This window comes from Saprospiraceae bacterium, assembly GCA_016709995.1.
Classification (GTDB): domain Bacteria; phylum Bacteroidota; class Bacteroidia; order Chitinophagales; family Saprospiraceae; genus JADJLQ01.
Genome location: JADJLQ010000002.1, coordinates 15900 through 42860 on the forward strand (window position 1 = coordinate 15900; position 26961 = coordinate 42860).

Annotated in this window: 21 protein-coding genes; 7 read left to right on the forward strand and 14 right to left on the reverse strand. The window is 42.3% G+C overall.

The window, feature by feature from the left end:
- Positions 1–65 precede the first annotated feature (65 nt).
- Positions 66–1811, reverse strand: coding sequence for an APC family permease (locus IPJ09_14520; protein ID MBK7372621.1), 1746 nt, complete (start codon positions 1809–1811; stop codon positions 66–68).
- 324 nt (positions 1812–2135) lie between these two features.
- Between IPJ09_14520 and IPJ09_14525 the strand changes: the two genes are divergently transcribed.
- Entirely contained in the window at positions 2136–3023 is an 888-nt protein-coding gene (locus tag IPJ09_14525; GenBank protein MBK7372622.1) for a hypothetical protein, read from the forward strand.
- Between the two features lie 80 nt (positions 3024–3103).
- Here the strand turns inward: IPJ09_14525 and IPJ09_14530 are convergent, their stop codons facing one another.
- The 3 genes from IPJ09_14530 to IPJ09_14540 all read right to left on the reverse strand — a co-directional run bounded on the left by IPJ09_14530 (position 3104) and on the right by IPJ09_14540 (position 9471).
- Positions 3104–3958: an MBL fold metallo-hydrolase gene (locus tag IPJ09_14530; protein MBK7372623.1), complete on the reverse strand. Its 855-nt coding sequence runs from the start codon at positions 3956–3958 to the stop codon at positions 3104–3106.
- A gap of 436 nt (positions 3959–4394) precedes the next feature.
- Entirely contained in the window at positions 4395–4676 is a 282-nt protein-coding gene (locus tag IPJ09_14535) for a hypothetical protein (GenBank protein MBK7372624.1), read from the reverse strand.
- A 43-nt stretch (positions 4677–4719) separates the two neighbouring features.
- Entirely contained in the window at positions 4720–9471 is a 4752-nt protein-coding gene (locus IPJ09_14540) for a hypothetical protein (protein ID MBK7372625.1), read from the reverse strand.
- 271 nt (positions 9472–9742) lie between these two features.
- Here IPJ09_14540 and IPJ09_14545 point away from each other — a divergent pair, with 271 nt between their 5' ends.
- A complete protein-coding gene (locus tag IPJ09_14545) occupies positions 9743–9952 on the forward strand; it encodes a hypothetical protein (GenBank protein MBK7372626.1) in 210 nt (69 codons plus the stop codon).
- A complete protein-coding gene (locus IPJ09_14550; GenBank protein MBK7372627.1) occupies positions 9943–10206 on the forward strand; it encodes a Txe/YoeB family addiction module toxin in 264 nt (87 codons plus the stop codon). Before IPJ09_14545 ends, IPJ09_14550 begins: the two co-directional genes overlap by 10 nt.
- A gap of 91 nt (positions 10207–10297) precedes the next feature.
- Here IPJ09_14550 and rlmF read toward each other — a convergent pair whose 3' ends face one another.
- Positions 10298–11224, reverse strand: a complete 927-nt coding sequence (gene rlmF, locus IPJ09_14555) for a 23S rRNA (adenine(1618)-N(6))-methyltransferase RlmF (protein MBK7372628.1) — start codon at positions 11222–11224, stop codon at positions 10298–10300.
- Positions 11225–11471: 247 nt separating this feature from the next.
- Between rlmF and IPJ09_14560 the strand changes: the two genes are divergently transcribed.
- Positions 11472–14597 (forward strand): PD40 domain-containing protein, encoded by a 3126-nt coding sequence (locus IPJ09_14560; GenBank protein ID MBK7372629.1) that lies wholly within the window; start codon positions 11472–11474, stop codon positions 14595–14597.
- 7 nt (positions 14598–14604) lie between these two features.
- On the opposite strand, the gene IPJ09_14565 is transcribed toward IPJ09_14560, so the two are convergent.
- The gene (locus tag IPJ09_14565; GenBank protein MBK7372630.1) at positions 14605–15459 is read right to left on the reverse strand and encodes a Nif3-like dinuclear metal center hexameric protein; all 855 of its coding nucleotides are present in this window, start codon (positions 15457–15459) and stop codon (positions 14605–14607) included.
- Positions 15460–15597: 138 nt separating this feature from the next.
- Positions 15598–17094, reverse strand: a complete 1497-nt coding sequence (rpoN, locus tag IPJ09_14570; GenBank protein MBK7372631.1) for an RNA polymerase factor sigma-54 — start codon at positions 17092–17094, stop codon at positions 15598–15600.
- 439 nt (positions 17095–17533) lie between these two features.
- Between rpoN and IPJ09_14575 the strand changes: the two genes are divergently transcribed.
- Entirely contained in the window at positions 17534–18913 is a 1380-nt protein-coding gene (locus IPJ09_14575; protein MBK7372632.1) for a Gfo/Idh/MocA family oxidoreductase, read from the forward strand.
- Positions 18914–19112: 199 nt separating this feature from the next.
- Here IPJ09_14575 and IPJ09_14580 read toward each other — a convergent pair whose 3' ends face one another.
- From IPJ09_14580 to IPJ09_14605, 6 genes are all read right to left on the reverse strand, one after another.
- Entirely contained in the window at positions 19113–19385 is a 273-nt protein-coding gene (locus IPJ09_14580) for a plasmid stabilization protein (GenBank protein MBK7372633.1), read from the reverse strand.
- Position 19386: 1 nt separating this feature from the next.
- Positions 19387–19647 carry a hypothetical protein gene (locus IPJ09_14585; protein MBK7372634.1) on the reverse strand — a complete coding sequence of 87 codons (261 nt, stop codon included), beginning with the start codon at positions 19645–19647 and terminating at the stop codon, positions 19387–19389.
- A 51-nt stretch (positions 19648–19698) separates the two neighbouring features.
- A complete protein-coding gene (locus tag IPJ09_14590; GenBank protein ID MBK7372635.1) occupies positions 19699–20250 on the reverse strand; it encodes a hypothetical protein in 552 nt (183 codons plus the stop codon).
- A gap of 105 nt (positions 20251–20355) precedes the next feature.
- Positions 20356–20445 (reverse strand): hypothetical protein, encoded by a 90-nt coding sequence (locus IPJ09_14595; protein MBK7372636.1) that lies wholly within the window; start codon positions 20443–20445, stop codon positions 20356–20358.
- A 409-nt stretch (positions 20446–20854) separates the two neighbouring features.
- Positions 20855–21466, reverse strand: coding sequence for a hypothetical protein (locus IPJ09_14600; GenBank protein ID MBK7372637.1), 612 nt, complete (start codon positions 21464–21466; stop codon positions 20855–20857).
- 230 nt (positions 21467–21696) lie between these two features.
- Positions 21697–24015: a M1 family metallopeptidase gene (locus IPJ09_14605; protein MBK7372638.1), complete on the reverse strand. Its 2319-nt coding sequence runs from the start codon at positions 24013–24015 to the stop codon at positions 21697–21699.
- Between the two features lie 120 nt (positions 24016–24135).
- Here IPJ09_14605 and IPJ09_14610 point away from each other — a divergent pair, with 120 nt between their 5' ends.
- The gene (locus IPJ09_14610; GenBank protein ID MBK7372639.1) at positions 24136–24435 is read left to right on the forward strand and encodes a hypothetical protein; all 300 of its coding nucleotides are present in this window, start codon (positions 24136–24138) and stop codon (positions 24433–24435) included.
- A complete protein-coding gene (locus tag IPJ09_14615) occupies positions 24416–24694 on the forward strand; it encodes a hypothetical protein (GenBank protein ID MBK7372640.1) in 279 nt (92 codons plus the stop codon). The genes IPJ09_14610 and IPJ09_14615 overlap by 20 nt, the downstream gene beginning before the upstream one ends.
- Positions 24695–24796: 102 nt before the next feature.
- Here the strand turns inward: IPJ09_14615 and IPJ09_14620 are convergent, their stop codons facing one another.
- On the reverse strand, positions 24797–26929 hold the full coding sequence (locus tag IPJ09_14620) for a PQQ-binding-like beta-propeller repeat protein (protein MBK7372641.1): 2133 nt from the start codon (positions 26927–26929) through the stop codon (positions 24797–24799).
- Between the last annotated feature and the right edge of the window lie 32 nt (positions 26930–26961).

The window sequence follows — 26961 nt, forward strand, 5'->3', positions numbered from 1 at the left end:
ACATCAACTTCGGGGGATAAATCGAAAACATTATCCACAAACAGTTCCGGATATTTTCTCCAACCCTAGATAATCAACCTAACCCCACCCAATTGCTCCAGGCTGAATGGGAACCGATCTCCGGGAGATCCAATAAACATAAAATTCACTGGCACATTCCATTCTTTGGATAGTCTTTTGATCAGGTCCGGCCCAAAATCTTCTTCCAATTGGATAAAATCTATTTTGATCTCAGGGTATTCTCTGTCCAACACATCCAGGTCGGAGACAAATTGTTCAGCTACTCTTTCTCCTTTATTTAATGCCCTGACAATCCGGAGTTTTTTGGTGTGTTCATTGTGCTGAATATATAGCATTACTTTATTTAGAGTTGAGATCGTATCATCTTTAGTAAAATAGACGAACTCCTGGGAGTTGATCTTATCGATTATCTGGAGAATATCATTATTGGATTTTTCCAGTACCTGCTGGACAGGGGTGAGAAAATATTTGATCAGCTTGAGAATGAACTTCAGGAGCACCGTCCGGTTAAGCATAATGATGATCAATAGAATAGTAGGTATAAAATATTCAAAAAATACCGTGAGGTAAGCAGGGTTTAAGATGGCATTGCCGATGATGGCGATGATCACTGCTGCAATGGCGAGAAACAAGGATGGCCAGGATGATTTTTCCGGGCGGGGAAGATTCCTCCTTTTCACTTTTAATAAGATATTGCCGATACCAAATAACACCATGACCGACAAAAAAGCAATAGTATATACCCCAGCCAATGCGCCTAATTTGCCTTGAGTGAGCAGCAGTATCGATACACATAAGAAAAAGAAAGCGATCGCAATTCGATACGAACTTCCCCTATTGTTTTTCTTCAGTAGAAATGGTGGCAATACCCTATCCAGCGTCATCCTTTCTACCAATCCGGTGACACCGACAAACGAAGTCAATACCGCACCACTAAGCACCAGGGCTGCATCTACCGAGATGACGATCGAAAGCCAGCTACCTCCGGATAAACCTCCCATATACGATAGCAAAGCCTCCTGATGCTGTTCGATTGTAGGTATCGGGATGATGGCCAACGCCAAAAAAGCCATCAATGGATTGAATACCGTGACAACGATCCACATATTTCTGAGGGTTTTAGGAAATACCCCTTTTTCCTGCTCCTCCACAAAATTGGCCGAACTTTCAAATCCACTGATGCCCAGCATAGCTGCAGAAAATCCAAAGAACAGGGCTTTCCAGATACTGCCTGATTTCACAGGGGCCAGAGAGTTGCTCGTAAAGACATCCAGGCCATGGTTCATCAAATAGATACCCGCAAACACCGACAAGACTACCAGGGAGACCAGGTGAAAAATAAAGATGACGATGGCCACCTTGGATGACTCGCCGATCCCAATGATGCTCAAACCCATGAATATGGCCAGCAGTACGATGGTGGAGGCGATCACCGGTAGATTTTCAAACAATGCATGTGCGTAGTGCATGGCTTCATTGGCCGATATCACTGCAGTAGCCATATAGGAAAGCAGCGTAAAAGCAGCTGCCAGCGAAGCCATAGGCTTACTGGTCGTATTCAGTAAAGCATTGTAAGCTCCCCCATTCAAAGGCAATGCCCCTACCACCTCTCCATACACTTTTCTAAACAGGAAAAGGACTGCCCCCACCATCAGGAGGGCGATCCAGGCATATTGGCCGGAGTAGATCACCGCCAGGGCCGATACATATAAACAGGAAGAACTGATATCGTTGCCGGAGATGGCGGTGGACGCGAGTTCGTTTAATTTTTTTGAATGAGGTTGTTTCATTGTTGATTTCTTGCGGACAACACAGCTTTTATGCTCATAATCTGGAAGGCAATTATAGAGCTATTTTGGAAATAATTTTTATAAACATGGACCTGGTATGGCTAAAAGCAATAGGAATTTTTATTAACTAATTCAGTAGGGTTCATTGTCATATAAAAAGGTTGCAATTAATTGACCCATGATTTTACAATATAAATCCCCATCTTTAAAGCAGTTTAGCAACCGTTCTGTGCACCAGGCATACACTACACCAATCTGCCTTTTCGTTTAGTAATGATACAGGGAGGGCTTGCCACTAAAATTTTTAACCTAAAACCTAAAATTATGCAACGTAGAAAATTTTTAAAAAATTCATCGATGTCCGTCCTTAGCATCAGTGCATTCGGAAGTTTAAACTATAATGGTAAAAGCTTTGTGGGTGATACCTCCACTACCACAGATATTCTTGGTCCATTTTACAGGCCAGGGGCTCCTTTGAAGACTAACCTTATCCTCCCCAATTCAAAGGGCGCTCCCGTCATTTTAAAAGGAAGTATTTTTAAAGAAGATGGAAAAACTCCTATCGAAAATGCGTTAGTCGAAATATGGCATTGCGATGAAAATGAAGTGTATGACAATGCCTCTGATGAATACAGGTATCGTGGTGGCCAAAAAACAAAAAAACAAGGAACCTATAAGTTTACGACGATTGTACCTGTTTCCTATAAAGCTAATCCGGACAATGAAGCCTCCTGGAGGCCTGCTCATATCCATATGCGGGTGTCTGTACCAAATCAGCAGGACTTAATAACTCAAATATATTTTAAAGGGGATAAGTATGTGGAGACAGACAAATGGGCTGCTTCGCCTCAGGCCGTAAATAGAATACTTGATATTTCCAAAAATAAATCCGGCGAAAGCGAGATTGTCTTTAATGTGATTTTGAACAAAGAGATTCCTCTTGACAAAAATGTATATGATAAGATTACCGGGATTTATACACTGGGAGACGGTAATGCTTTTGAGTTTTTAAAAAAGGATGACTTGATATTTATGAAAAGAAATGGACTGCTTTTGGCAGGTCTTAAATATATAGGCAATAATACCTTTGAAGGTGGAATAGGATACCCTAAAGCTAGTTTTGAAATAGAAAAGGACGGAGGTGTAAAAGTAGTTGTCACTACAGAAGGCAAAACCTATAATGGAACAAAATATTTAAAGTACAGTCAATAATATATGGCTTTAGTTGGAGGCATAGCCTGATTACAAAAAGCGAACTGTCAATACCAGTAAAGAAAATAGGCTTATCCTTTTTAGAACACATCCAGGTCATGCCCAGATACGACCGGTCCATCATATTTTGAGCGGATCTCCTCCAATAATTTTTCCTCTGTAGAGCTCCAGATCAGCTGGTGAGTCAGCACCAATAATTTTGGTTTGACCTGGTTAGCGATCGCTGCCAATTGGCTGGTAGAAGTGTGAAACTGTGCATGGTAAGCTTGCCAGGCAGGGGTTCGTTTTGCATAACCTTCTTCAGAATAAACCTCATGTATCAGGATATCACAGCCCCGTGCTTGTTCGATTAGTTCCTCACTAAAAGTACAATCACCGGACACCACGATGACCTTGTCCGGCGTCTCAAATCTAAATCCATATGCTTCTTTCCACGATCCATGATGGACTTTAAATGCTTTGACTACGACATTGTCATCCCTGTAGATCACACCAGGACTCAGCGTTTGCGCTATTACTTTGTAAGCCATAGAATCACCATGCTCCAATCCATGTACCCGCAGGTCGATATCTTCTGAGTAAGCAGCCAGGATATGATCAGTCATGGATTGGATCCCGGCAGGGCCAAATACCCTGGCCGGGCCCTCGCGATTCAATACCGCAGGAGTGAGGATAAAATCAGGATAGCCTATTGTATGATCAGAGTGAAGATGTGTAATAAACAAGGTATTGATCAGAGAGGCCTTCAATCCATCTATCCCCATCTCATAGGCCGCCGCGGCTCTGCGTATGACCCCCGGACCACAATCGACCAGATACGGGGTACCATTTACGACAATGGCCAATGAGGGGCCCGATCGGTCCGCTTCGGCATTGGGTGTGCCAGTGCCGAGGAGTATGACTTGAGTGATGGGATTGGGAGTGGTGTCAGCCATTTGCGCAGTGATGGACTTATAGCATATAGTCTGCAGCAATAGAGCTATAAGGATGGGCTGGATTAGATTTTTTTGCATGGAGGGTGTAAAGATAGGGTTAGTCTTAGGAATGAGACGAGAGGGTGACCTCAATTGATTCACCTTAGTCTCAAAGCGGTTAGCTGTTTACCGAATTTTTTTTCTCTTCAAGAAGTATTTTTCCAACTGACATTCCTTTAAAAAACTTTTAATTAAGGATTGCAGTCATTTATTCGCTGTCGAGTTTTTTAAGCTCAGTATATAAATTTTCTATTCTTTCGTAACATTCTTTAAACATATCCATCTTAAAAGGTGCAATAATTTCAAAATAAGGTTTGAAATAATTTTCAATTTCATGAGTTAACAGGAGAATTTGTAGTCTCCTGTTAAATCAATATCAATAAAGTCCATAAATCAATCATAATTCTAATATTATGAATAATTTAAATGAATGATTTAACGCTCTAATATAAGGCAGCGAAATATTGATTATATCATAAATATTTATAGACTTTAATTTCCCATTACAATTAGCATTTGTCTTTCTACATGAAGCCAAATATCCAATTCTTTTTACTTGCTTTTCAACAGGGGTCAATAACTCAAATTCCATTTCATTTTTTAAGTTCAACCAAGCAGATATTTGGCAATTCAAATCTCTCTTTAAGTCCTCATCCAAATTCTCTTCTTTTCTTTCCACTTTAATAGAAAATCTAGCTTTCTATCAATAATTGTCATTGTCTTCATGGTATAAATTCTAATTGTATTTTTTTTGAACCTTTTTCAATATTTATAAAAAGCCCTTCTGTTTTTAGTATCTTAAATTTTGACCCTGATTTGAATAAAATTTCTGCTTCACCTGGTAAACATGAAATTTGGCAAATGTTGTAACCTTTTGGATTAAGGATTTCATAAATTACATCACCACTTCCTAAATTCATGAAATTAATTGCAGTGTTTTCATAAATGGAAGATGACTTGAAATCATCAAACTTAATAAAATCACCTACATTCCATTTTTTGGCAATTTGCGATTCTAATTCACCGCATCCTCTAAAAACCCTGAGCCCATTGTAGGGTACTAATTTACTTAAGCCTTTATTTAACAAATCATTCAATTCTCTACTAAAATCACTTAATGTTCCGTCTCTCAATTCCGTATTTAAAGACTTGTAGATATATTCACCATTTCGCATTTGGTTGCTTGTGTATACTTTAATTGCTGTTAATTCTTCAACCGATAGAGTTGGAAACTTATTTCTTAATTCAATATTAGCCAGTACCTCATTTCTAATTCTCTGCACAAAGGCATCCTCTAAAAATATTTTCCAGGATCCTTCGATTGCTTTCAACCCCCTCACAAACTCCAACTTATCCCCACTCCCATCAAAATCCTCCAAGACCTTCTTTAAATCCCCGGGATGCTCCTTCCCATATTCCAGGAGGCTTTTCAACATTTCCTTTTTCTCCTCCTCAGTAAATGGCAGGTCCCTAAACTTTAAGTAGAATCCAGATTCCAATAAATCAGCCTTCACACTTGCATCTTCGAAATGTTTTATCCAGTCATCCCCTGCTTCAATTTTTGAAGTTTTGAACAAAGCCTCTATATCAGTGGCATTGGGGATGTCTCCATGGAATAATTTGTACAATTTCCAAAGCGTACCATCGTCTGGCGAAAGGCCTGCTTTGAATAATGCTTCCGGTGAATCTGGAGATCGGATTAATCTGGCCAGACCTTCAATAAATTTATCCTTCGGTATAGTCCTGATGCCCGCGCCGATTCCTTTAATCCCACCTTGTATCAAGACCGCCCACAAAGCAGATGTAGAACAGGCATCTACATCAAAATGATCTCTGATCTTTCCTTCTGAAAAATTTCCATTCACAAAACATTCTAGGGCTACACTTACAGCTATTTCTCCGGCCGCATTTTTTAATTCTATCATGCTTTCGAATCCGGAGCTCAACGCCTGTGCAAAATCCAATTGCAGTGGTTCATCTGCATTAAATACATCATGCATCGCTCGTTGTACCAGCAGATCAAAAACATAGCCGATGACAAAGTCTTTACCTTTTTGTTGTAACAGGGCCGGCAATTCTGCTAAAAAATAAGCCCCTGCCGCATCGACTAAAGCGGGTGCAAACCCAATTTGTAATAAGGAGCCAAAGACAGTATTAAAATCTTCCATCCACTGACCGGATGCTGTTGGAAGATTGTCAAAAGTAATAAAGGGTTGATTGAGCAGACAGGGATTGCGACAGATGACATCACGCAGCAAACTCTTTTCCTTGAGATAAGGATGGTCTTTAAATTTCTCTAATAGCTCCACGCATGCTCCTGAGTAACACCCACAGGGACCCTGAACTCCTTTGCCTGACTCATAGATACTTAGATTTTGTAAGGACAGTTTCTTTGATACCACAATGGAGTCTACACCTATATTGGCCAGCGTCAGACTGTGGAGAGAATCAAATAATATGGTTTGATTGCAGTCGGCATCCAGTCCCGATGCGGAGAATATCGTGCATTGGGATGATCCTGCAAGTCCAGTATAATAAGGCAAGATCGGTTCATTACCACCGGGCGTTTGGCGAACCGGGGCGTATCCGTAAAAATAATTATTGGCCGGGTTCCACCAACCCAGGTAGGTAGTTTTATCAATATTAAAACCGGCCAGGCTGCCCTTGGGCCAGGCTCCACCATCTGAAGGATAAAACGAAGCGATCGCATTGGCAGGTAAACTTATTTTTTGACCTCCCGGCGTAATCGCTCCATAACAGGATTCACCGCCATCGTATCGAAAATATACATATCGATCGTAATAAAATGCTTGTTGTACGATCTGTTTGCCCTCATCATCTCCCTGCATCCACCCCACCATCGGCTCCGGCTTCTGCACCAACTCCCACTGATAATGCAGCAGCTGACTCCCCTGGGGCTGGCTATAATCCATCAGATCCCCACTGCCGTTGACTCCGGGATAATCTTCCCAGATATGGGACAGACGAAAAGCTCCATGGCCCAGCTCGTGGGCTATCGTGGTCGCATCGGTGCTGACGATAAAGCCATAGGCCCGTTTTTTTGGCATAAAGCCCAGCAGCCCGGTCTCTGCAGTCGAAGAAACTATAAATAGGTGGTATGCCGTGGTGTCATCCCGTCCCTGATCGTAGGCCTGAATGATGCTACGCATCTCGGTGGTATAAGTCGAGAGGATACCGGTCTTGATCGAGTCGAGCACCCCGTCATAGCCGGGTACCGTGATGTTGGGTGCCAGGCTGACCTTCCACTGGGTTACCGCAGGGCTATAGATCTTGTTGAGAGCAGTCTGGATCGCGGCGGCATCCGGTGCCTGCGCTCCGGCTACCGGAATGAGCACTACCTTTTGGACCTGGGGCTCGTAGACGATGATCTTGCACTGGCCGGCGATGTGCTCGGGTAGCGTACTGTCTATGGGTGCGATGACAGCATACAATATATATAGGTGTTTGGCAGTGGAGGCAGGCAGGTGCAGACGGTAGCTGCCGTCCGATTGGACGATCGACTCTACCCGGGTGCCTTCTTCCGTGACAAAGTAGATCTCCTCTGACTCAGGGGTGGGCAGTACATCGGGTTTGGCAATCAGGTAGTCTCTTTCTCCTACGGCCAGGGATTTGTAGGGTACATCGTATTCGTGTTGACCGATCGACAGCTGGTCATAATCGGATCGAAGTGGCGCAAACTGAGCCTTGTCATAAGAGTCAAATCCATAGCGTTGATCCGGGTCTGCCACAAACTTAATCTGATAGGGTGCATCGTACAGGATCTTGATCTCTGCGGTGATTTCCCCGAGAACTGATATGAGGTGCTCCTGGGCTTTGAGCAGGGCATCCGGATCCGTGGCATTTTCGAGGTCGTCGATCGCCTGTTGCAAGGCATCCTTGAGAGCGTCGTCCAAAAACAGACCGAGATAAGGTCGCAGATATTCTATGGCAGATTGGAAGGTGACTGTATTGAGGATATTACTGGCGCTCTGCATCGTCTCGATCAGCCCATCGAGCAGGGCCAGGTATTTGTCCGAGAGCAGTAGCACCCCTGCACTTTCGAGTTTGATCTCCCCCGCTGTCATCACATAGTCTTCATTGACCCGGATATGGCTAAAACTGCCTTTGACGACCACGCCGTTAAACATCGGTATGGCGATACCTCCCGTCCCGCTATAACTGCCGTCTCCGTTTTTTGTCGCCGAGGAGATGATCACCATATAACCATTGCTGGAGATGGTGTCGTTGGCATTCAATTCTTCGAGTGGGACATTGGTCGGGGCTGCTTCTTCGCCGGGCTCCATACCACAACTGTAAAATCCCCTGGGCAGGCTTTTGCGGTCGAGTTTGATTTTTGCGATCTCGCTTTCGACAGCCAGACTTTGGTAGCAGGTGGTCCCGATCTGTACCTCGAGGGGACCTCTGGATTTTTTGATCGGTATCGCATAGGATTGATCTGTCGTAGTGCCCCGGGTCCAGCTCAGTTCGTCTTTGTAGCGATAGCGGATCTCTTCGGCTCCATAATTGCTTGCCGTCGTCCAGGCGATATGCGCATGGCCATCCGGGTAGAGCCTGGCTTCTGTGATCGCCGGTACTTCACAGGGTCGTCCATATTGGAAGCTTTGTATCGTCGAGTAACCATCGTTTTTAAACAGGTTGCGCCCCAGCGCATCGCGAACCCGTACGCGCACGAGGTAGGTCCGGCCGATCTCCAGTGGCGGATCATCTGCCCGGTACATATAAGCCAGCCCGGGGGTAGTCTGCCGCAGCAGGGGTGCTGTATATTCCACGATCGCCTGGTCTCCCATGCCTGCCACTTGCTCATACACCGATACCTCATAGTCTACCGGAAATCCTCCAAAGTGCTGGGTATGCCACGATATCATCATGGCCTGTGGTGCACCTGGGGTCACCTCTCCTTCCGGTGATACGATCAGCGGTGGATCCAACTCCTGCAAAAATGCCAACGTACAAGCCATATCGGAGATCGGCGTCTCGTCGCGGATATAGTGGTATACTTCTACACAAAACTGGTAGAGTCCTTCATTGAGTTTGTAGGGATTATTGGAGTTGGTTTTGAAGTTTTGCACCAGGGCATTGTCGGGTCGGAGATAGGGCAGCAGGTCTGCATTGGTCAGGGTCAGCGGCACATTGGCTTGCAACGTGAGGGGCAAGGTGGCTACTTTGGTGCCCGAAGCGAAGGTATATCCCTCCCCTTCGATATGCAGTTTGAGTTTGACCGGCAGACTTGGTTCTTTCTGATCCAGCAGTACCAACGTGATGCGGATCCGATCCTGACCCGGCGCTACATAATCTGACAAATACGGTGAGTACGGCGGCAGGACCTGGATCGTCGCCTGTACCGGGAAGCGCTGCGCATATACATCACTACTTATATAGCAGCTTAAGAGCGTAACAAAAAACCGTAGGTAGACACGGTAGTTCATGTATGGAAGATAGCAAAGATTTTGCATGCGGGGCGATGGGTTTTGTCATCGGTCTAAATACTTGCCTCCGTTTTTTACAATTGCTACATCAAGCTTCTGTGTTCAGCAATACTAGTTTTTTGTGATTTTTAATTTTTGCTTTCTTGACAATTTATTTGCACAAAAAGAATACATATATTCGCTAAATACAACATAATAATTGCTATTATCTTTGTATAAGAAAAAACAATGATATATTCATTCTAAGATGCCTTTATTGCTAAAAATAAAATGTAAACAATTTTAAATTTACACAACGATGAAAACGCAAAATGTACTTATTGCTCATCCTTCCAATGAAAACGAACTAAGCATAATCAAAGCTTTTTTTGAAGCCTTGAAAATAAAATTTGAAGTTGCTGAAGAATCGCCTTACAATCCTGAGTTTGTGGCTAAAATTCAAAAAAGCAGGAAACAAGCCATAGAGGGCAAAACTGTAAAATTAGCCCTTGACGATATATGGAAATAGAATTTACCATACAAGCCGAAGAAGATTTAGCTTACTGGAAAAAAATTAACAACATAGTCGTTCTCAAAAAAATACGCAAACTAATTGAAGTAATTATTGAAACACCTTTTGATGGTATAGGCAAACCCGAACCACTAAAACATACCCTAACAGGTTGCTGGTCTCGCAGGATCGACAAAGAACATAGGCTTGTTTATGAAGTTACAAATGACTTGATTACTGTGCTTTCTTTGAAAGGACATTATCAAAAATAATAACGCTATTAGGATTTTGATAGTAGTCTATTACTTCTCTTTCTAGTAGTTCATATATGGAAGATAGGAAAGATTTTGGATGCGCGGGGAATCACGATATAAAAGTCCAGGCCACGATCCTGCTCGACTTATTACCCTGAATCATTGGTATCGTTTTTACTTCAATAGCACTCACTGACTTTAAAGTCTTATATATATGATGAAGGCTTTTCTCTTTGGAGATCAGGGCTGTGAACCACCGGCACCTGGTTGAGCAAGCTTTACTTTCGAAGATCATCTTGGAGACGAATTTTTCCTCCCCTCCGACACACCATAGTTCATTTTTTTGACCACCAAAGTTCAATATAGGCTGGGTGATTTTTTTGCGTTTTAAATTTTGCAATTTTCTCACAGATCCAGCCAGGGCCTCAGCCTGGGAAGCATGAAAGGGTGGATTGCAGATAGTCACATCAAAAAATTCTTCCGGTTGTATGATTCCATAAAATATCTTATTGGGATTGGTTTGTAATCTCAGCGTGACCTTGTCTTTTAAAGCAGGATTGGAGTCTATGATTTGCCTCGAAGATGCTATAGCCAATGCATCTATGTCCGTCCCAACAAAGGACCAGCCATATTCCTGGACGCCAATGATAGGATAGATACAGCTTGCACCGACGCCGATATCAAGACATCGTATCTGTCTTCCTGGAAGGATTGTTATTTTGGCAGGATCGTACAATAGATCGGCCACATGGTGTATATAATCAGCGCGTCCGGGGATAGGTGGACACAAATACCCCGGCGGTATCTGCCAGAAGTCGATATGATAATAGGTTTTAAGCAACGCCTGGTTGAGCGAAATGACTGCTTCCGGATCAAAAAAATCAATCGACTGATCCTGATACTCATTTAATCTCACATAAGTAGCAAGGTCCGGACTATCTTTTATCAGCAAATCAAAATCATAGCGTTCACGATGTTTGTTGCGGGGATGTAACCCGGGCTTTACTTTGGAAAAAGTCTTTTTTGTGTCAGGCATCTAAACAAGTAGTGAAAGTAGCTCCATCCTCCGTGATAAATAAGGTGTGAGTTTACTAAAAGCTATGGCAAAATAAGAACAAGTATATTCATTGGATCAGAAAAATAAAAGCAATTAAATTAGTAGATCACCATTTATTAAAACATTTGTAACTTTTCTATCCAATTCACTTTTATATTTAAGTGGAGTATCCCTCTCACTCTGACTCAGAATTATAGTATTTTTCCCATCTAATTTTTGTCAAACTATGTATAAATCTATCTTGTTCTCTGCCCTTTTGTTCATCGGAAGCATGAGCTATGCTCAGTATAATGCTTATTTCTTATCCAGCCCCTGCCTGAGTCCTGATGGTCAGACCGTGATTTTTTGTTACGAAGGAGATCTTTGGAAAGCAGCCGTCAAGGATGGCATGGCGACGAGGCTCACTGCCATGCAGGGATACGAGACCTCTCCCCGGGTATCGCCGGATGGCCGATGGATTGCATTCACCGGCAGACAGTATGGCAATGGTGATCTCTACCTTATGCCGGTAGAAGGCGGAGAAATCAAACAAATCACTTTCCACAGCAGCAATGATGAGCTATACAGTTGGAGTTGGGATTCAAAGTACTTATATTTTAACAGCAACCGGATGGGCCAGGTCGCAGGCTTCAAAATATCCATCGATGGAGGCACGCCTTACAGGGTTTTTGGAGATTATTTTTTTCAATATGATCATAACCTGATCGAACTTCCCGGCTCCGGCGAATTGTTTTTTAGTGATACCTGGGAAAGCAGTAATCAAGCGGCCCGCAAAAGATACAAGGGCCCCTTCAACCCTGAGATCCAATCTTATAATCTAAAAACAAAACAATTTAAAAAATACACTGACTGGGAAGGAAAGGATTTTTCTACCACCATTGATCGTAAAGGAAACATCTATTTTATATCAGATCAGGCCAATGGTGAATACAACTTGTACAGCCTGGATCATGGTATGAAAAAAGCACTTACTCAATTTTCCACTTCTATCAAATCTCCCCAGGTCAGTGCACAAGGTGATAAAATCGTCTTTGAAAAAGATTATCAACTCTGGCTATATGATACGCGAACTGATAAAGCATCCCAACTCAATATCGTGATCGTGCGCAACAATACCCTGCCCAAGGAAAAAGATTTTAATGTAAAAGGAAAAATTACTGCTTATGATGTATCCCCTGACGGAAAAAAACTTGCACTGGTATCGAGAGGAGAATTATTCGTCAGTGATATTGAAGGCAAGTTTATTCAACAAATCCATAGACCTACTGCAGAACGTGTCAAAGAAGTAAAGTGGCTTGCTAATAATAAAACTTTACTTTTTAGTCAGACTTTTGAGGGCTTCACCAATCTATATACCGTGCCAGCGGATAGCCTGGCAGCACCTGTGCAGATCACTCAGGATGCACGCAATAATCGAAACCTTGTCCTGAATACCAAACGCACCCAGGCAGTCTATTATAGTGGAAGAGATGAGGTCAGACTCCTTGATCTTTCAAGCATGAACAGTAAGATGATTATCAAAGATGAGATCTGGGGATTTCAAAACAGCGATCCTGGATTTTCTCCAAATGACGAATATGTAATCTATACTGCACGTAAAAATTTTGAACAAGACATCAAGGTCTACCATATTAAGGAGGACAAAATCATCAATATCACGGAGACAGATATCACCGAGACCAGTCCCATCTGGTCCCGCGATAGCCATTATATCTATTTTATTTCACAGCGATTAAAGCCCTTATATCCCTTAGGTTTGCCTGATGCCAAAGTGTATCGCTTGCCTTTGGAAAAGATAGACGAACCTTTCAAGATCGATAAATACCATGCACTTTTTAATGAGCAAAAAAAAGATACCACTAAGAAAATCAATAATGATAGTACGCAATCCATCCACATCGATATGGATCTCATCATGGAACGCATGGAAGAGATCGGTCCCGAAGCAGGCACTCAATTTCTTCAGGCTGTATACCAAAAAGGGGACAAAACCAACGTACTGTATGTGAGTGATCATGGTGAAGGCAAAAGAGCCCTTTGGAAGACCACCATCGAACCTTTTGAATCCAATAAAACGGAGAAAATAGCTGGTACAGACAATGCTTTTGGTTTTGATATCGTGGAAGTAAGTGATAAATTATATTCGCTGCATAACGGCATTATCCATAAACTCAATCTGGATGGCAACAAGGCAGAACCTATTAATATTGATTTTACTTTTAGAAGGAATCTTTCAGCTGAGTTCAACCAAATGTTTTATGAAGCCTGGGCACAGATGGAAGAAAACTATTATGATGAAAGATTTCATGGCCTGGACTGGCTAAAAACCAAAGCACGATATAAACAATATTTGCCTTATCTCAATACGCGCGCTGATCTCCGCACACTGCTCAATGATATGCTGGGAGAGTTAAACTCATCTCATCAAGGATTTGGCACATTTGGTGATGACGAAAAGATTGACCTGCAAAATCAAACCATGGAGACCGGGATTATTTTTGAAAACGACCAACCTTACACCGTCAAAAAAATTCTTAAACGGTCAGCAGCAGATAAAAAAGGGATTGATATACTGCCCGGAGATGTTTTGATTAAAGTCAATGAAGAAAGTGTAAATCATGCCATCAACCGAAACGCTTATTTTACGGTGCCATCCAGAGACAAAGAACTACAATTAAGCTTTAACCGCCATGGTCAGACCATCGTCAATATGCTGCATCCGCAGGCTTCATTGTTTGATTCCAACTATGATGAATGGATCGATCAAAATCAAAAACGGGTCGATGAGAAAAGTAACCAGAGGATCGCTTACGGTTATATGAAAAATATGGGTCAGGATGAGCTTGATCATTTTATCATAGACATGACACACGAACTCAATAAAAAAGAAGCTTTGATCTTTGATCTGAGGTATAATACCGGAGGTAATGTGCATGATGAAGTATTGAAATTTTTGAGTCAGCGCTCCTACCTTCAGTGGAAATATCGTCAAGGTGGCTTATCGCCTCAATCCAATTTTGCTCCCAGTGACAAACCCATCATCTTATTGACCAATGAACAATCTTTGAGCGATGCAGAGATGACTGCTCAAGGATTTAAAGCGCTCAAACTTGGTAAAATCATTGGCAATGAGACTTATCATTGGATTATTTTCACGAGTGGAGTTGGCCTCGTAGATGGGTCCAACCTGCGGATGCCTGCCTGGGGCTGTTACACGCTGGATGGCAAAGACCTTGAAAAATCTGGTGTCCAGCCTGATATCTTAGTGATCAATAGTTTTGAAGATAAATTGTCTGGTCGTGACCCGCAACTGGATCGGGCGATTAGTGAAGCACTCAAGATGCTAAAATAAAGGATGGTTAGTTTCTCCGGTACGGATTGCCGGCTTCTACAAATTCAATCTTCATCGAGGGATAAAATTTTTTGAGCCAGTCTCTACAGTATACCATACCGGACTCTTCGGAGTCGGCATGGCCCATGACGATCAATGCCCTTTGTTGACCTTCGGATATGGCATCCTGTACATAAGGCACCGTCTCCCATTCATTGCTTTCACCTACTATCAGGAGTTGGCAGTCTTTGTTTTTAAGCATATTAAAATGTGCTCCTGATCCAGCTGCACCTAGCACCAGACCTACCTTAGATATTTTAGTATTGGGGTTTCCCACTACCCGTATAGTCTTTGCTTTCATCTTTTGCTCCAATTCCTTCACTACTTTTTTTAATGATTTTTCCGGAATGTCTATGATATGCCAGGAGCTCATGGTATAAGCTTTCCAACCCAACCTGTCCAAGACACCCTCGTATACCTGGTCCGGATTGGTGCGGTGCAGGTGATCATGAAATCGCCATACCACCAGGCCATTGTCCCTGATATATTTCAACTTGGCCTCTTGTACCGGATCCCCTTCATGCAGCGTGAGATCATCAGTATGGCTATAAAAAGTAGGTTCGTGGGTGATAATAAAATTGCATCCCAAAGCTTTGGCTTTTTTCAATACATCCAGCGTAGCCATGAATGTAGTGGCTATACCGGTGACAACGGTATTGCCATCTCCCGCTTTAATATTATCGACCGTCTGAGCAGCCCAGTCGCAGGTCACCTCAGATTTTATTTTAGCTATGACCTCATTGACTGTGACCTGAGCCAGGATGGGGAAAGCCATCAGGCTGAGGATAAAAAAGCATAATCTCCCTCGATTGATTTTTTTCATTATTGCATTGTTGATTAATAAAACAACTATAAATGTAGGGAAGAAAAAATGAAGCATTGTATAACTGTAGAATCGTTGAATTGCCAATTAATGACTTCTGTCTTCTGCCTGCTGATTTCTGACTGCTGACTGCTGATCCTACAGTTCTTTCCTCAATCTAGCCACGGGTATATTCAATTGCTCCCGATACTTCGCAATGGTTCTGCGGGCGATATTATATCCTTTGCGTTCGAGGGTTGTTTTTATTTTTTCGTCTGACAATGGTTTTTTCTTGCTTTCGCCACCGACCATGTCTGATATTATTTTTTTGACTTCGAGCGTGGACACCTCTTCTCCTTCCTGGGTCTGTAGCGATTCAGAGAAAAATTCTTTTAACCTTTTAGTTCCATATTCGGTCTGTACAAACTTGCTGTTGGCGACGCGGGATATCGTAGATATATCATAGCCCGAGATCTCGGCGATGTCTTTTAAGATCATGGGTTTGAGTTTTCGCTCATCACCTGTCTTAAAAAACTCCTGCTGATATTGCATGATGGCATACATCGTGCGGAACATGGTCTCCTGTCGTTGACGGATCGCATCAATAAACCATTTGGCACTGTCGATCTTTTGTTTGATAAAAAGGACAGCTTCTTTAGCCTGGCGCGAGGTCTTATTCGTTTTATAACTTTCTTTGTAGGAATTGAGCAGATTTTTATATTGTTCACTGATATGAAGATCCGGGGCATTCCTGGAGTTGAGTGTGAGTTCGAGGAATCCATCACTGTTGAGTATGATAAAGTCAGGGATAATATATTGGACAGACTGTGCGCTGGATTCGTTGAATGCGCTGGCAGGCTTGGGATTGAGCTTTAAGATTTCATCCATCACATCTTTGAGATCATCCCCTTGCAGATTAAGACCGCGCTCTAATTTGTGAAAATGTTTTTTAGTAAATTCTTCAAAATAAGTGGTCAATACAGCTAGTCCCGCCTCTATTTTTTTCTTTTGGTCCGGACTGTTACCTGGCTTGACAGCTTTGACTTTGAGTTGTATGATAAGACACTCCTGAAGGTCACGTGCTCCGATACCCGGGGGATCAAATTGTTGAACGGATTTGAGTATACCGAGTATTTCTTTTCTGGTGGCATCAATGTTTTGAGTAAACATCAGGTCGTCGATGATCGCCAAAGGGTCGCGGCGAAGGTATCCATCATCGTCTATACTACCTATGATATGGACTGCTATTTTATACTCCCTTTCGTTGAGGTTGAGCAAGCTCAGTTGGTTCATCAGGTATTCATGGAAGGTCCGCTCCACCGGCATGGGAGTTTGTTTCTCTTGTTCAGGAGTCGGTGTCTGACCTGTGCTGGTTTTATAGGTAGAGGGATCGTCTTCGAGATAATCCATGATATATTCATCCAGGATTTCATCTTTTTCGTTTTGCTCGTCGGTAGCTTTTTCTTCGCCTTCTCCGGCGAGATCAAATACATCGGCAGATTCATCATCTCCTTCTTCCAAAGCAGGATTGACCTCTAACTCTTCTTTGATACGCTGATCCAGGTTGACAGAGGGTATTTGAAGAAGCTTCATGAGCTGAATCTGCTGAGGAGACAGCTTTTGAAGCATTTTTTGACTAATCGACTGTTTTAGCATGATACTCTTCTTTGAAATACGGTTATGATCGATGAATGGTTCATCTTATGACAAATATATATCTCTTTAATCATATATTACATTATTGTCTAATATTTATTTTATTATATATTAACATTTTACATTTAACAATTAGGAAAATCTAATAAAATATCCCTTAGCCAATGAGGGATGAAAAAATTGGTGTTTCTTTGCATAGATTTTCACAAGTAGATTTTTTATTCGAAATGGAAGAAGTAAATACAAATTATGGCAAGAAGGGTTCTTGTTTTGGACTTTTCATATTATTTTTCTTTCTTTTTATCTTCCTGCTGATATGGGTGTATAGAATGAATGGAAAACTGACCTTTTAATCAGGTCCTTAGAGGATGAGTATCCAATACTGTTCAGATTAATTTATCTTTATCCAGTATTATTTGATAATCCAAATCCTCTGTTTATGTCGATTAATAGAAGAAAATTTTTAGGTGCAACTGTTTTGGCCGGTGCAGGATCTGTCTTGAAGGCAACCAACCAACCCATTCCTTCAAAATCAGCAACCAGGACTTTCGCCAATGGCAAACCGGGCATCGGGGTCTTAGGAGTTGGCGCCAGGGGTCGCAATCATGTAGAACAATTATTGTACAGAGATGATTGTGAGGTCGTCGCTATTAATGATATAGATCAGTTTTCAATTGATGAATGCAATAAACTGTTTACTAAAGTCGGCAAACCTTTACCCAAGGTTTACCTCGATGGAGACAGAGGCTATCTCGAGTTGTTGCAAAACCCTGCTGTAGATGCCATCATCATTGCCACCCCCTGGGAGTGGCACAGCGAAATGGCCATCGCCGGAATGAAAGCGGGCAAATATGCCGCCACCGAAGTCTGTGGCTCTTTCTCTATCGACGAATGTTGGGAGCTGGTCAACACCCATGAAGCTACAGGCAGCCATTTGTTTTTCCTGGAGAATGTATGTTATCGAAGAGATGTGATGGCTGTACTCAATATGGTGAGGCAAAATCTATTCGGAGAAATGATCCATTTTGAAGGTGGGTATCAACACGACCTGCGTGAAGTCAAATTTAATGATGGCAAACAATACTACGGTGGTGGTGTAGAATTTAATGAAAAAGGATTTCATGAGGCGCGATGGCGCACCCAACACTCCGTCATGCGTAATGGTGATCTCTATCCGACCCATGGAGTAGGCCCCATCGCTATGATGAATAATATCAACCGGGGCAATCGATTCATATATCTGACTTCTATGGCGAGCAAAGCCAGGGGCTTGCATGATTATATCATCAATCATCCCCGTGGTGGATCAGAGCATCCCAATGCCAAAATCGAATTTAAGTTAGGAGATGTGATCACTTCCATGATCAAGTGCAATAATGGGGAGACCATCACTTTGTTTCACGATACTAACCTGCCCAGGCCCTATTCGCTTGGATTCAGAGTACAGGGTACTAATGGGATTTGGATGGATGTCAACCAGTCTCTGATGATCCATGGAAAGACCAAAGACCATAGTTGGGAACCCGCCGAAGCCATGCTCAAAGTATATGATCATCCTCTCTGGAAAAAATATGAAAAAAAGGCCGAGAATGCAGGTCATGGTGGCATGGACTGGTTTGTCATCAATTCTTTTGTCGAATGTCTTAAGGCCAACAAACCAGCCACGATAGATGCATATGATGCGGCTACCTGGTTATCGATCACTACGCTATCAGAAGAAAGTATTGCCCTGGGCAGTCATCCGGTGACTTTTCCTGATTTCACCAGAGGTAGGTGGATCAAACGGAAGAATGAGTTCGCCTTAGGTGATACGTATTAAACCCTATCCCTTCCCAATACGTGCGGGCCAGAGTGAAAGTCTTCCCAAACGACTAAATTGGATCGCAAGTTGTACCCGACCTTTTTCTTTCACCATCCGGGCTCCTTCTTTCTGTTCCAGCGGAAGTCAAGTATATATATAAGCTTGCCTGCGATGAAGTCAAGAGCTTCCACACTTTCGTCTGCACAAGTAGCTAACATCACTCGTATAAGCCATGGTCACCAACATCAATCAAAATAATCAAGTCATCCCGAATGATAAAATCAATCAGAATCCCGTATTTTAAGTTGATCGAAACTGAGTAAAAAGTTTCAAGTTTTCCTTTAAGTCGATGCAGCCGTAAAGAAGGATGCACAGGATTATTTGCAAGTAAAGTAATTGTTTTGATGTATTGATTTCTCAGCGTTGGATGTTTCTTTTTAAAAAGTGCCAACCTCTTTTCATAAGTGGTAGTCGTGACGAGTCTGGGCATCTCATTCAATCTTTGATTCTTTCCAGACACGGGATATATGATCTTCTGCAGTCTCTATGACATAAATGCCTTTTTCAAAATCCTGCATCACTTCATGATAAGCATGATCCAACTCAATCTGGCGCATATACTCATACTGCTCCAGCGTCATCGCCACATATTTTGTCTTGCCGCGGACAGTGATGCCGACCTCTTTATGATCTTTAAGGCTTGCTTCAATTGCTTTTATTCCTTTGATTTTCAGTTCGTTAGCAGTTATCATATCATCGTGTTGTTAATCGTACGGTTAAAAGTACGGTTAATTTTTTTATTTTTATCGAAACTTACCAGAGTGGAAGTCAGGTCTGTGTTGAGTGAGCGATAGTATCTTGTCCAACACGCTAATGAAGATATGTTTCCCAATGAATACCAGAGAGCACGCTGCAGCACCAATATGTCTCGAAGCAGTAAAAGGAATATCCGCCATCATTTGTTTTGAATGGATATCCCTTATTTCTAAAGTTTCCGGCAGCATAGAATGAATACGATAGGCTTCGACGAATTCTTCCGTGAGTCCAAAGTCTCGCCCAAATCTTTTGATAGGATTGCCTACTACGCCCGAGCTCTGTATTGCGGATATTGATAGGTGCGACCGTACGCCAGTCCTTTTATGCTTAAGCATCGTGAGTAAACCATACCAATTAGAGTGGTTGCCTTTATAGATTGCAGGATTGGGATTGATCGCACTATTCCATTCAATCGTATGTATTTTGGCCATGAGGGCGGCATTGATGAGCCTGGCGGTATGAAAAAGTTGATCATCACTCCAACCTTGATGGTGTTGTATCAGTTCGTCACAGATAGCATTATGTTTTAATGTAAACAAGGTGTGGAACAAACTCAGACCCACCTACCAATTGCGATTTTATCCGGTGATCTCCAGGCCTTTGGAGTCAGTCGACAAGAGGTTTTTTTCGGTCAGCTTCATTTTTCATTTCACCTGGCTACGAAGGCGCATACAAGTCTTTTCGTCACTACCATAGATCTGGGACCCATCCCACCAATGGGTCACTTCATTGATATAATTGCGATTATAAGGACTGTTTGTGGTCGTCGTCGGGTCTGAGAGACTCTACGCACAAATAACTTGGCCTGATGATATTGAGCCTGTAGGAGCAGATCCTTCCACATGGTGTCGTCAGGACTCAGAATGACGGCCTGTTCGAGATGTATTACAGATGTGGCGTAGTCTTTTTGCAAATTCCATATCAATCCTTTGTACCCTATGGTAAAATGCATCCAGTTTGTGGGGAAAGCTCTTGACTTCCTTGCCGGGTTAGCCCATGTAAGCTCGCAAATCAAGTCATCAGCACACAAAGAATCAGGTTAGCATAACCTAAACCATCAAACCAAGTCATCAGCACGCAAAGAAGTCAAGAGCTACAGCCGCCTTGCATCCCCACATACTTGACTTTTGCTGATGACTTCTGCTACTCCATACCATACGGATTGATGTAATAATAGTTTATAAGCGACTTGTGAGTGTCCATAAATGCCTCACGCCCTCCAAAAATTTCCAGTATTTTTTCTTTACATAATCTGGTGATATCATCACTTATGAGCGATTTGTATGATGTATACTTACAGTCTTCAATTTTACTTTGTAGCTTATGTTTGATAGGATTAGCATGAATATAAACAATCGTTTGAATGAGGTGATTTTCATCTTTGATACTAATTCTACGGAAAGGATTTACAAATAAAGTACCCTGCCTGCCATTTTTTTTATTAAACGCCAATGCGTAACTTATAAAAAAATCTTTCCATTGATACTCCATCGCACGTTCAAATGAAATATTACCCTCCAGGAATTCTCGTTGATGCTTTTTGAGTTGGGAAATATTTTGAATTCTCAAAAAATCCATTAATTCGTTCTCTGACTTACATTTTACCAGCCAGTGAACATGATTGTCTAACAGGCAATAACAATAGGTATCTACATAGCCTGATAAATACGCAAAGTATTGATGCAGGAAATAAATTTTATTGTCATCCGTGTTGAATAAAACATTATTACCAACAGCCTTTGCCAAGACATGCATAAACTCGCTTTCCTGAAATGATTCGAGATATTTAATATTTATCGGCACTGGATAAATGTAGGAAAATAAACGAAGTAGCGGAAGTCAAGTCTGTGAGTCAGCGATTGCGTGAAAGCTCTTGACTTCCTTGCAGGGCTAGCTAGTCCAAATTTGCAAACCAAGTCATCAACGCGCAAAGAAGTCAAGAGCTACCGCGCGATCATCCGCACATACTTGACTTCTTCTCCACCCTAACTCTTCGCCTTCGCCCGCTTCGCCCGCTGCATCTCATTCTCTCTCGTCCCCTGCTGCTGCTTGAATACTTCAAATCTCGAAGGCTCTTCTTTTACTCGTGGATATTGATTGTCCTCGGTATTGATATCTGCAGTCTCGAGATAAGGATCGAGGATAAACTTGGTGACTTCTTTGGGGGAGCGGAATGCTTTGGTGATTTTGTTTTCCGGTAGTTTTTTCCAAACTTCTGCGGGGTATCGAAAATCTTCTTTGGTGCCATCGGCATATTGCAACTGCACGATCACCGGCATGATGAGTCCACCTTTGCGCTCGAAAGTGACTTCGTAAAAATTATCCCCGGTGGCCATAAGTTTCTTTTCATCTTCCGACATGCTGCTGACCGATTTTTTGTAAGCCTCCTGGTCGATCGCATCTGGTTCGTTGGCATCATAAGTACTGTAAAAATCACGGATGGTGGTATCCATATCTGAGTAATACTTATCTATGCTCTCCATATTGCGAGTTTTGGAAATATTTTGAGGCGCTGTGGCTGCTTGCTCTTTTTTCATTTCTGCTACTTTGGTCGGATCTTTAGGATCTACTTTCATCCATTTGACCTCGGACATGGAGATATCATTATAATCCGTACTGTAAAACCAGCCGTTCCAAAACCAGTCGAGATCTACACCGGATGCCTCTTCCATGGTGCGGAAAAAATCAGCAGGGTAGGGTTGTTTAAATGCCCATCGACGGGAATACTCTTTAAATGCCATATCAAAAAGTTCACGACCCATGACGGTCTCGCGTAGGATATTGAGACCAGTCGCTACTTTGGCATAACTGTTCGATCCCAACTGCTGGATGCTTTCACTATTGGTCATGATAGGTTCGAGAAATTTTTCATCCAGTTTCATATACGGCACGATCAGGTTAGCAGGGCCTCGGCGGGTAGGATAGTTGGGCTCCCATTGTACCTCTGCCAGGTATTGAAGGAAAGTATTGAGTCCTTCGTCCATCCAGGTCCACTGACGCTCATCATTATTGACGATCATCGGGAAATAATTGTGTCCCACTTCGTGGATGATCACTCCGATGGTCGCATATTTGGTCTGTCTTGAATAGGTGCCATCTTTCTCACATCGGCCTCCATTAAAACAAATCATCGGATACTCCATCCCGATCTTATCAGTATTGATACTCCAGGCAGATGGATACGGGTAATCGAACGTATAATAGCTATACCATTTGAGGGTATGCGCTACTGCTTTGGTGCTATATTTTTCCCACAACGGATTGCCTTCTTTAGGATACATGCTTTGAGCCATCACGACACGACCATCACTTTGAGGTACACCCATGGCATCCCAGATAAATTTGCGGGAAGATGCAAAGGCAAAGTCGCGCACATTGATCGCTTTAAACTTCCAGGTTTTTTTAGTGGTAGCATGTTTGAGTTCGCGGGCTTCAGCTTCTTTCTGGCTGGCGATGATCACCGGCTGCACGCGTTCATTTTTAGCTTTTGCGAGGAGTGCGATTTGTTCTTTAGTGAGGACTTCTGTGGTATTTTGGATTTCACCGGTAGCGGCTACGAGGTGATCAGAAGGTACGGTGATGGCCACATCAAAATTGCCAAATCCTACCGTAAACTCGCCTTGTCCCAAAAACTGTTTGTTTTGCCAGCCTTCAATATCGTTGTACACACACATGCGTGGATAAAACTGAGCTATCGTATAGATATAGTTTTTGTCTTCCTCCATATATTCATAACCTGAACGACCGCCGATCTTCATGCGATCATTGATATTGTACCACCATTTGATCTTAAAAGAATAGGACTGACCGGGATTCAATGGTTTAGGTAGATCTACCCGCATCATCGTGTAATTAATTGTTTTTTTCAAGTCGGCTCCGGTGACATTGTCTTTGACATACTCGAGTTTAAATCCTCCATCAAAAGGATGCTCCATGCCTGATACCTGAGCCTCGGACATTTTATCATCCAGTTTTTGAGAGCCGATCTCATAAGTCTGACTGTTCTGCGCACGCATATTCTGATCGAGCTGAAGCCAAATGAAAGGCAGTACATCAGGAGAGTTGTTTTTATAGGTGATCACTTCCTGACCAGAGATCGTCTGTTTATCATCATTGAGCTCCAGTTGGATATTATAGTCTGCCTGTTGTTGCCAGTATTTATGGCCCGGAGCCCCACTGGCATTGCGATAGTCATTAGGAGTAGGTAGCTGCTGGTCGAGCTGACGGAAAGGGTCTTTGTAGATGTCTCGTTGGGCGAAAGTCAGTGTGCAGGTACAGATGAAGATGAACGATAAATATTTCATTTTAGATAGGAATTTTGAATCGCTAAAATACTGTGAATTAATGGGATATGAAAGCGTGATTTGAGGCTCAATTACAAAATAAACTTAGTAAATTTGTGAATATAAATTAACCTTATTGTTATGAAATCTATCATACAAGACTATAAACACCTTAAACAAAACATGATATTTCTGATAGAAAGGTCAGGTTATAAAAATTCGTATTTGGCTGAAAAAATAGATATGAGCCCTGTAAATTTTTCGATGAAAAAGAAACGTGGAAACTGGACGGATGATGAATTGGAAAAAATACTGGATATTATAGAAGATGAAGAATTGGAAGATTATTTTTTGGGTAAACTGATGGAAGCACAGGCAGAGGAGGAAACAATATCACTTGAAGAGCTCAAAAAAACATTAAATGGTAGTAAGATCGACTGAACAATTTGCCAAAGAACTGAAGAAATGTCCTCGAGAAATCCAAATAGATGTAATACAAGTTTTGGAAAAAATAGAATTGGTGGAAGATCTTTTATTAATTTCAAATATAAAAAAGCTGCGGGGTTTTAAAAACTACTACAGATATAAAACCGGGCCTTGGAGAATTGGACTGGAACTTCTAAAAAATACTGTAAAAGTTTGTATTGCCAGAAGTATTGGACCCAGGGGAGATTTTTATAAGTATTTTCCGCCAGTATAAACAATAAAATGGTTTTAGATAATTTTTAGATAAAATATGCCATTAACTTATACAAACCGAAAAGGTGTAGTTTAATACTTCAAACAAAAACTGATCTGGACCTTACTCCAAGCCAAAAGTAATATACCCTCCTTTAAACTTCGTTTCACCATCAGGATTCACTGCTACCGTCACATATTGTTTCCCTTTGATCCCGTAAGTGGTTGGAATAGAAGTAGCGGTACCGGGTAAAACATATTCCCACAATACGGCACCATTGGTTTGGTCAAAGGCCCGTAGTTTTTTATCACCGGTAGCTCCGATAAATATGAGTCCTCCGGCAGTAGCGATACCTCCTCCCCGATTAAAATCCCCTGAGTTTTTAATACCCAGTTTTAATAATTTATTATTTTCTCCCAAAGGTACCTGCCAGAGATTTTCTCCTTTGTTGAGATCGATAGCAGTCAGTGTACCAAACGGTGGTTTGATGGCAAATATGCCACTCGTGTCTTTATACAGATCATATCCTGCAAAACTATAGGGCTCTTCATTTTGGACTTTAGCTTCTGTATGAATATCCTGGGAGGGCCCGCCTTTGAGATAAGATATGATATGATTGATTTGGATCGGAGGAAGGTGTTTAAAAGAAGGCATTGGACCAACCCCTTTCTTCAAGATAGTTTCAATCTTGCTTTCAGGATAAGATATTACTTTTTGTGATATATCCGGAGCAGCTACGGAACCCTTCATATCTGTACCATGACAGCTGCTGCAATATATTTTAAACAGGGCCTGACCGGAAAGATTGTTGTTGTTTACCAGGTTTTTATTTTCTACCAAAGCAAAATACCAGGGCAGATCATTGGAGTTGACGAATAAGACATTGGTGTGCGGATTGAGTGAGGCGCCTCCCCAGTTGCCTCCTCCATGTGCCGCAGGCAATAATAACGATCCGGACAGACTGGGTGGTTCGTAAATTCCGGTTTTGTAGCCATGTTTTTGAATTTCATCTTTGATGTATTGTGCAGAGGTAGGCGTAGCTTCGCTAAAATATTCCGGTTTAAATCCTTGTCGGGCAAAAGGAGCTGGTTTGGTAGGAATAGGTTGAGTAGGCCAGGGTTTTTCTCCGGGCATAGTACTCACCGTATCTACAGGTACTTCTTCTATCGGGAATAAGGGTTCGCCGGTCTCCCGATTAAATAAATACAAATAGGCCATCTTAGTGACGATCCCAACAGCATCTATATCCCGACCATTATGATTTACTGTCAGTAGATTGGGTGGCGACCCATTGTCTCTATCCCACAGATCGTGGTGCGTGGTCTGGAAATGCCAGAGCCGGCTGCCGGTGTTGGCATCCAAAGCCAACAAACAATTGCCAAACAAATTCTGTCCTGGCCTGTCAGCACCATAAAAATCAAATGAAGGGGATGCTGTAGGTATAAACACGATACCCCTTTTTTCATCCAGGGCCATACCAGCCCAACAATTGGCCCCACCATTTTTCTCTCTTGGATTGGGGCCCCAGGTTTCTGCCCCATATTCGCCAGGCTTGGGAATAGTATGAAAGGTCCAGGCTATTCTACCGGTAATCCGGTTAAAGGCCCTGATATCTCCAGGTAAGGAAGGTAGTTCGTCCGGCACCTTGCTGCCTACGATAAATAAGTCTTTGTAGATGACACCGGGAGCATTGCTGGTGATAAAGATTTTATCGAGCTTAGTCGAATCATATTCGAGTCCTTCAAAAAAATCAACCTTGCCTTGAGTCCCAAACGATGCAACCCGCAGCCCTGTTTCAGCATGGAGGCAATATAGTCCGGCTCCAAATATAAAGTATACCAGGTCTGAATGTCCATCTTCACTCTTATAATAATTAATCGATCTGGACCAATTATATGTATTGCTGGTGTCAGGCACAAACTGCCATAGCACCCGCCCGGTCGACAGGTCCAGTGCAGCCAGGTGATTGGAAGGCAACAGGACGATCATCTTACCCCGCACGACAATGGGGTTGAAAAATAAACCAGACCCATCGACAGTGGTATCTTCAAACTGCCATATTTTTTTTAACTGGGCGACATTGCCCGTATCGATTTTATCCAGGGCGGAAAATTTAGAATTTTGAGGGTCATGATTATAATAAGCCCATTCTTCAGGATCGGTTGAGTCAGGTTTAGGCATAGCGCAATCGCAGAGCACAACTATAGTCAAAAATATAACGGATATGAATGGATTGTTTCTTTCAAAAATTTTCATCTTGGTGGTTTGATTTAATTGAAAAAGTCAAT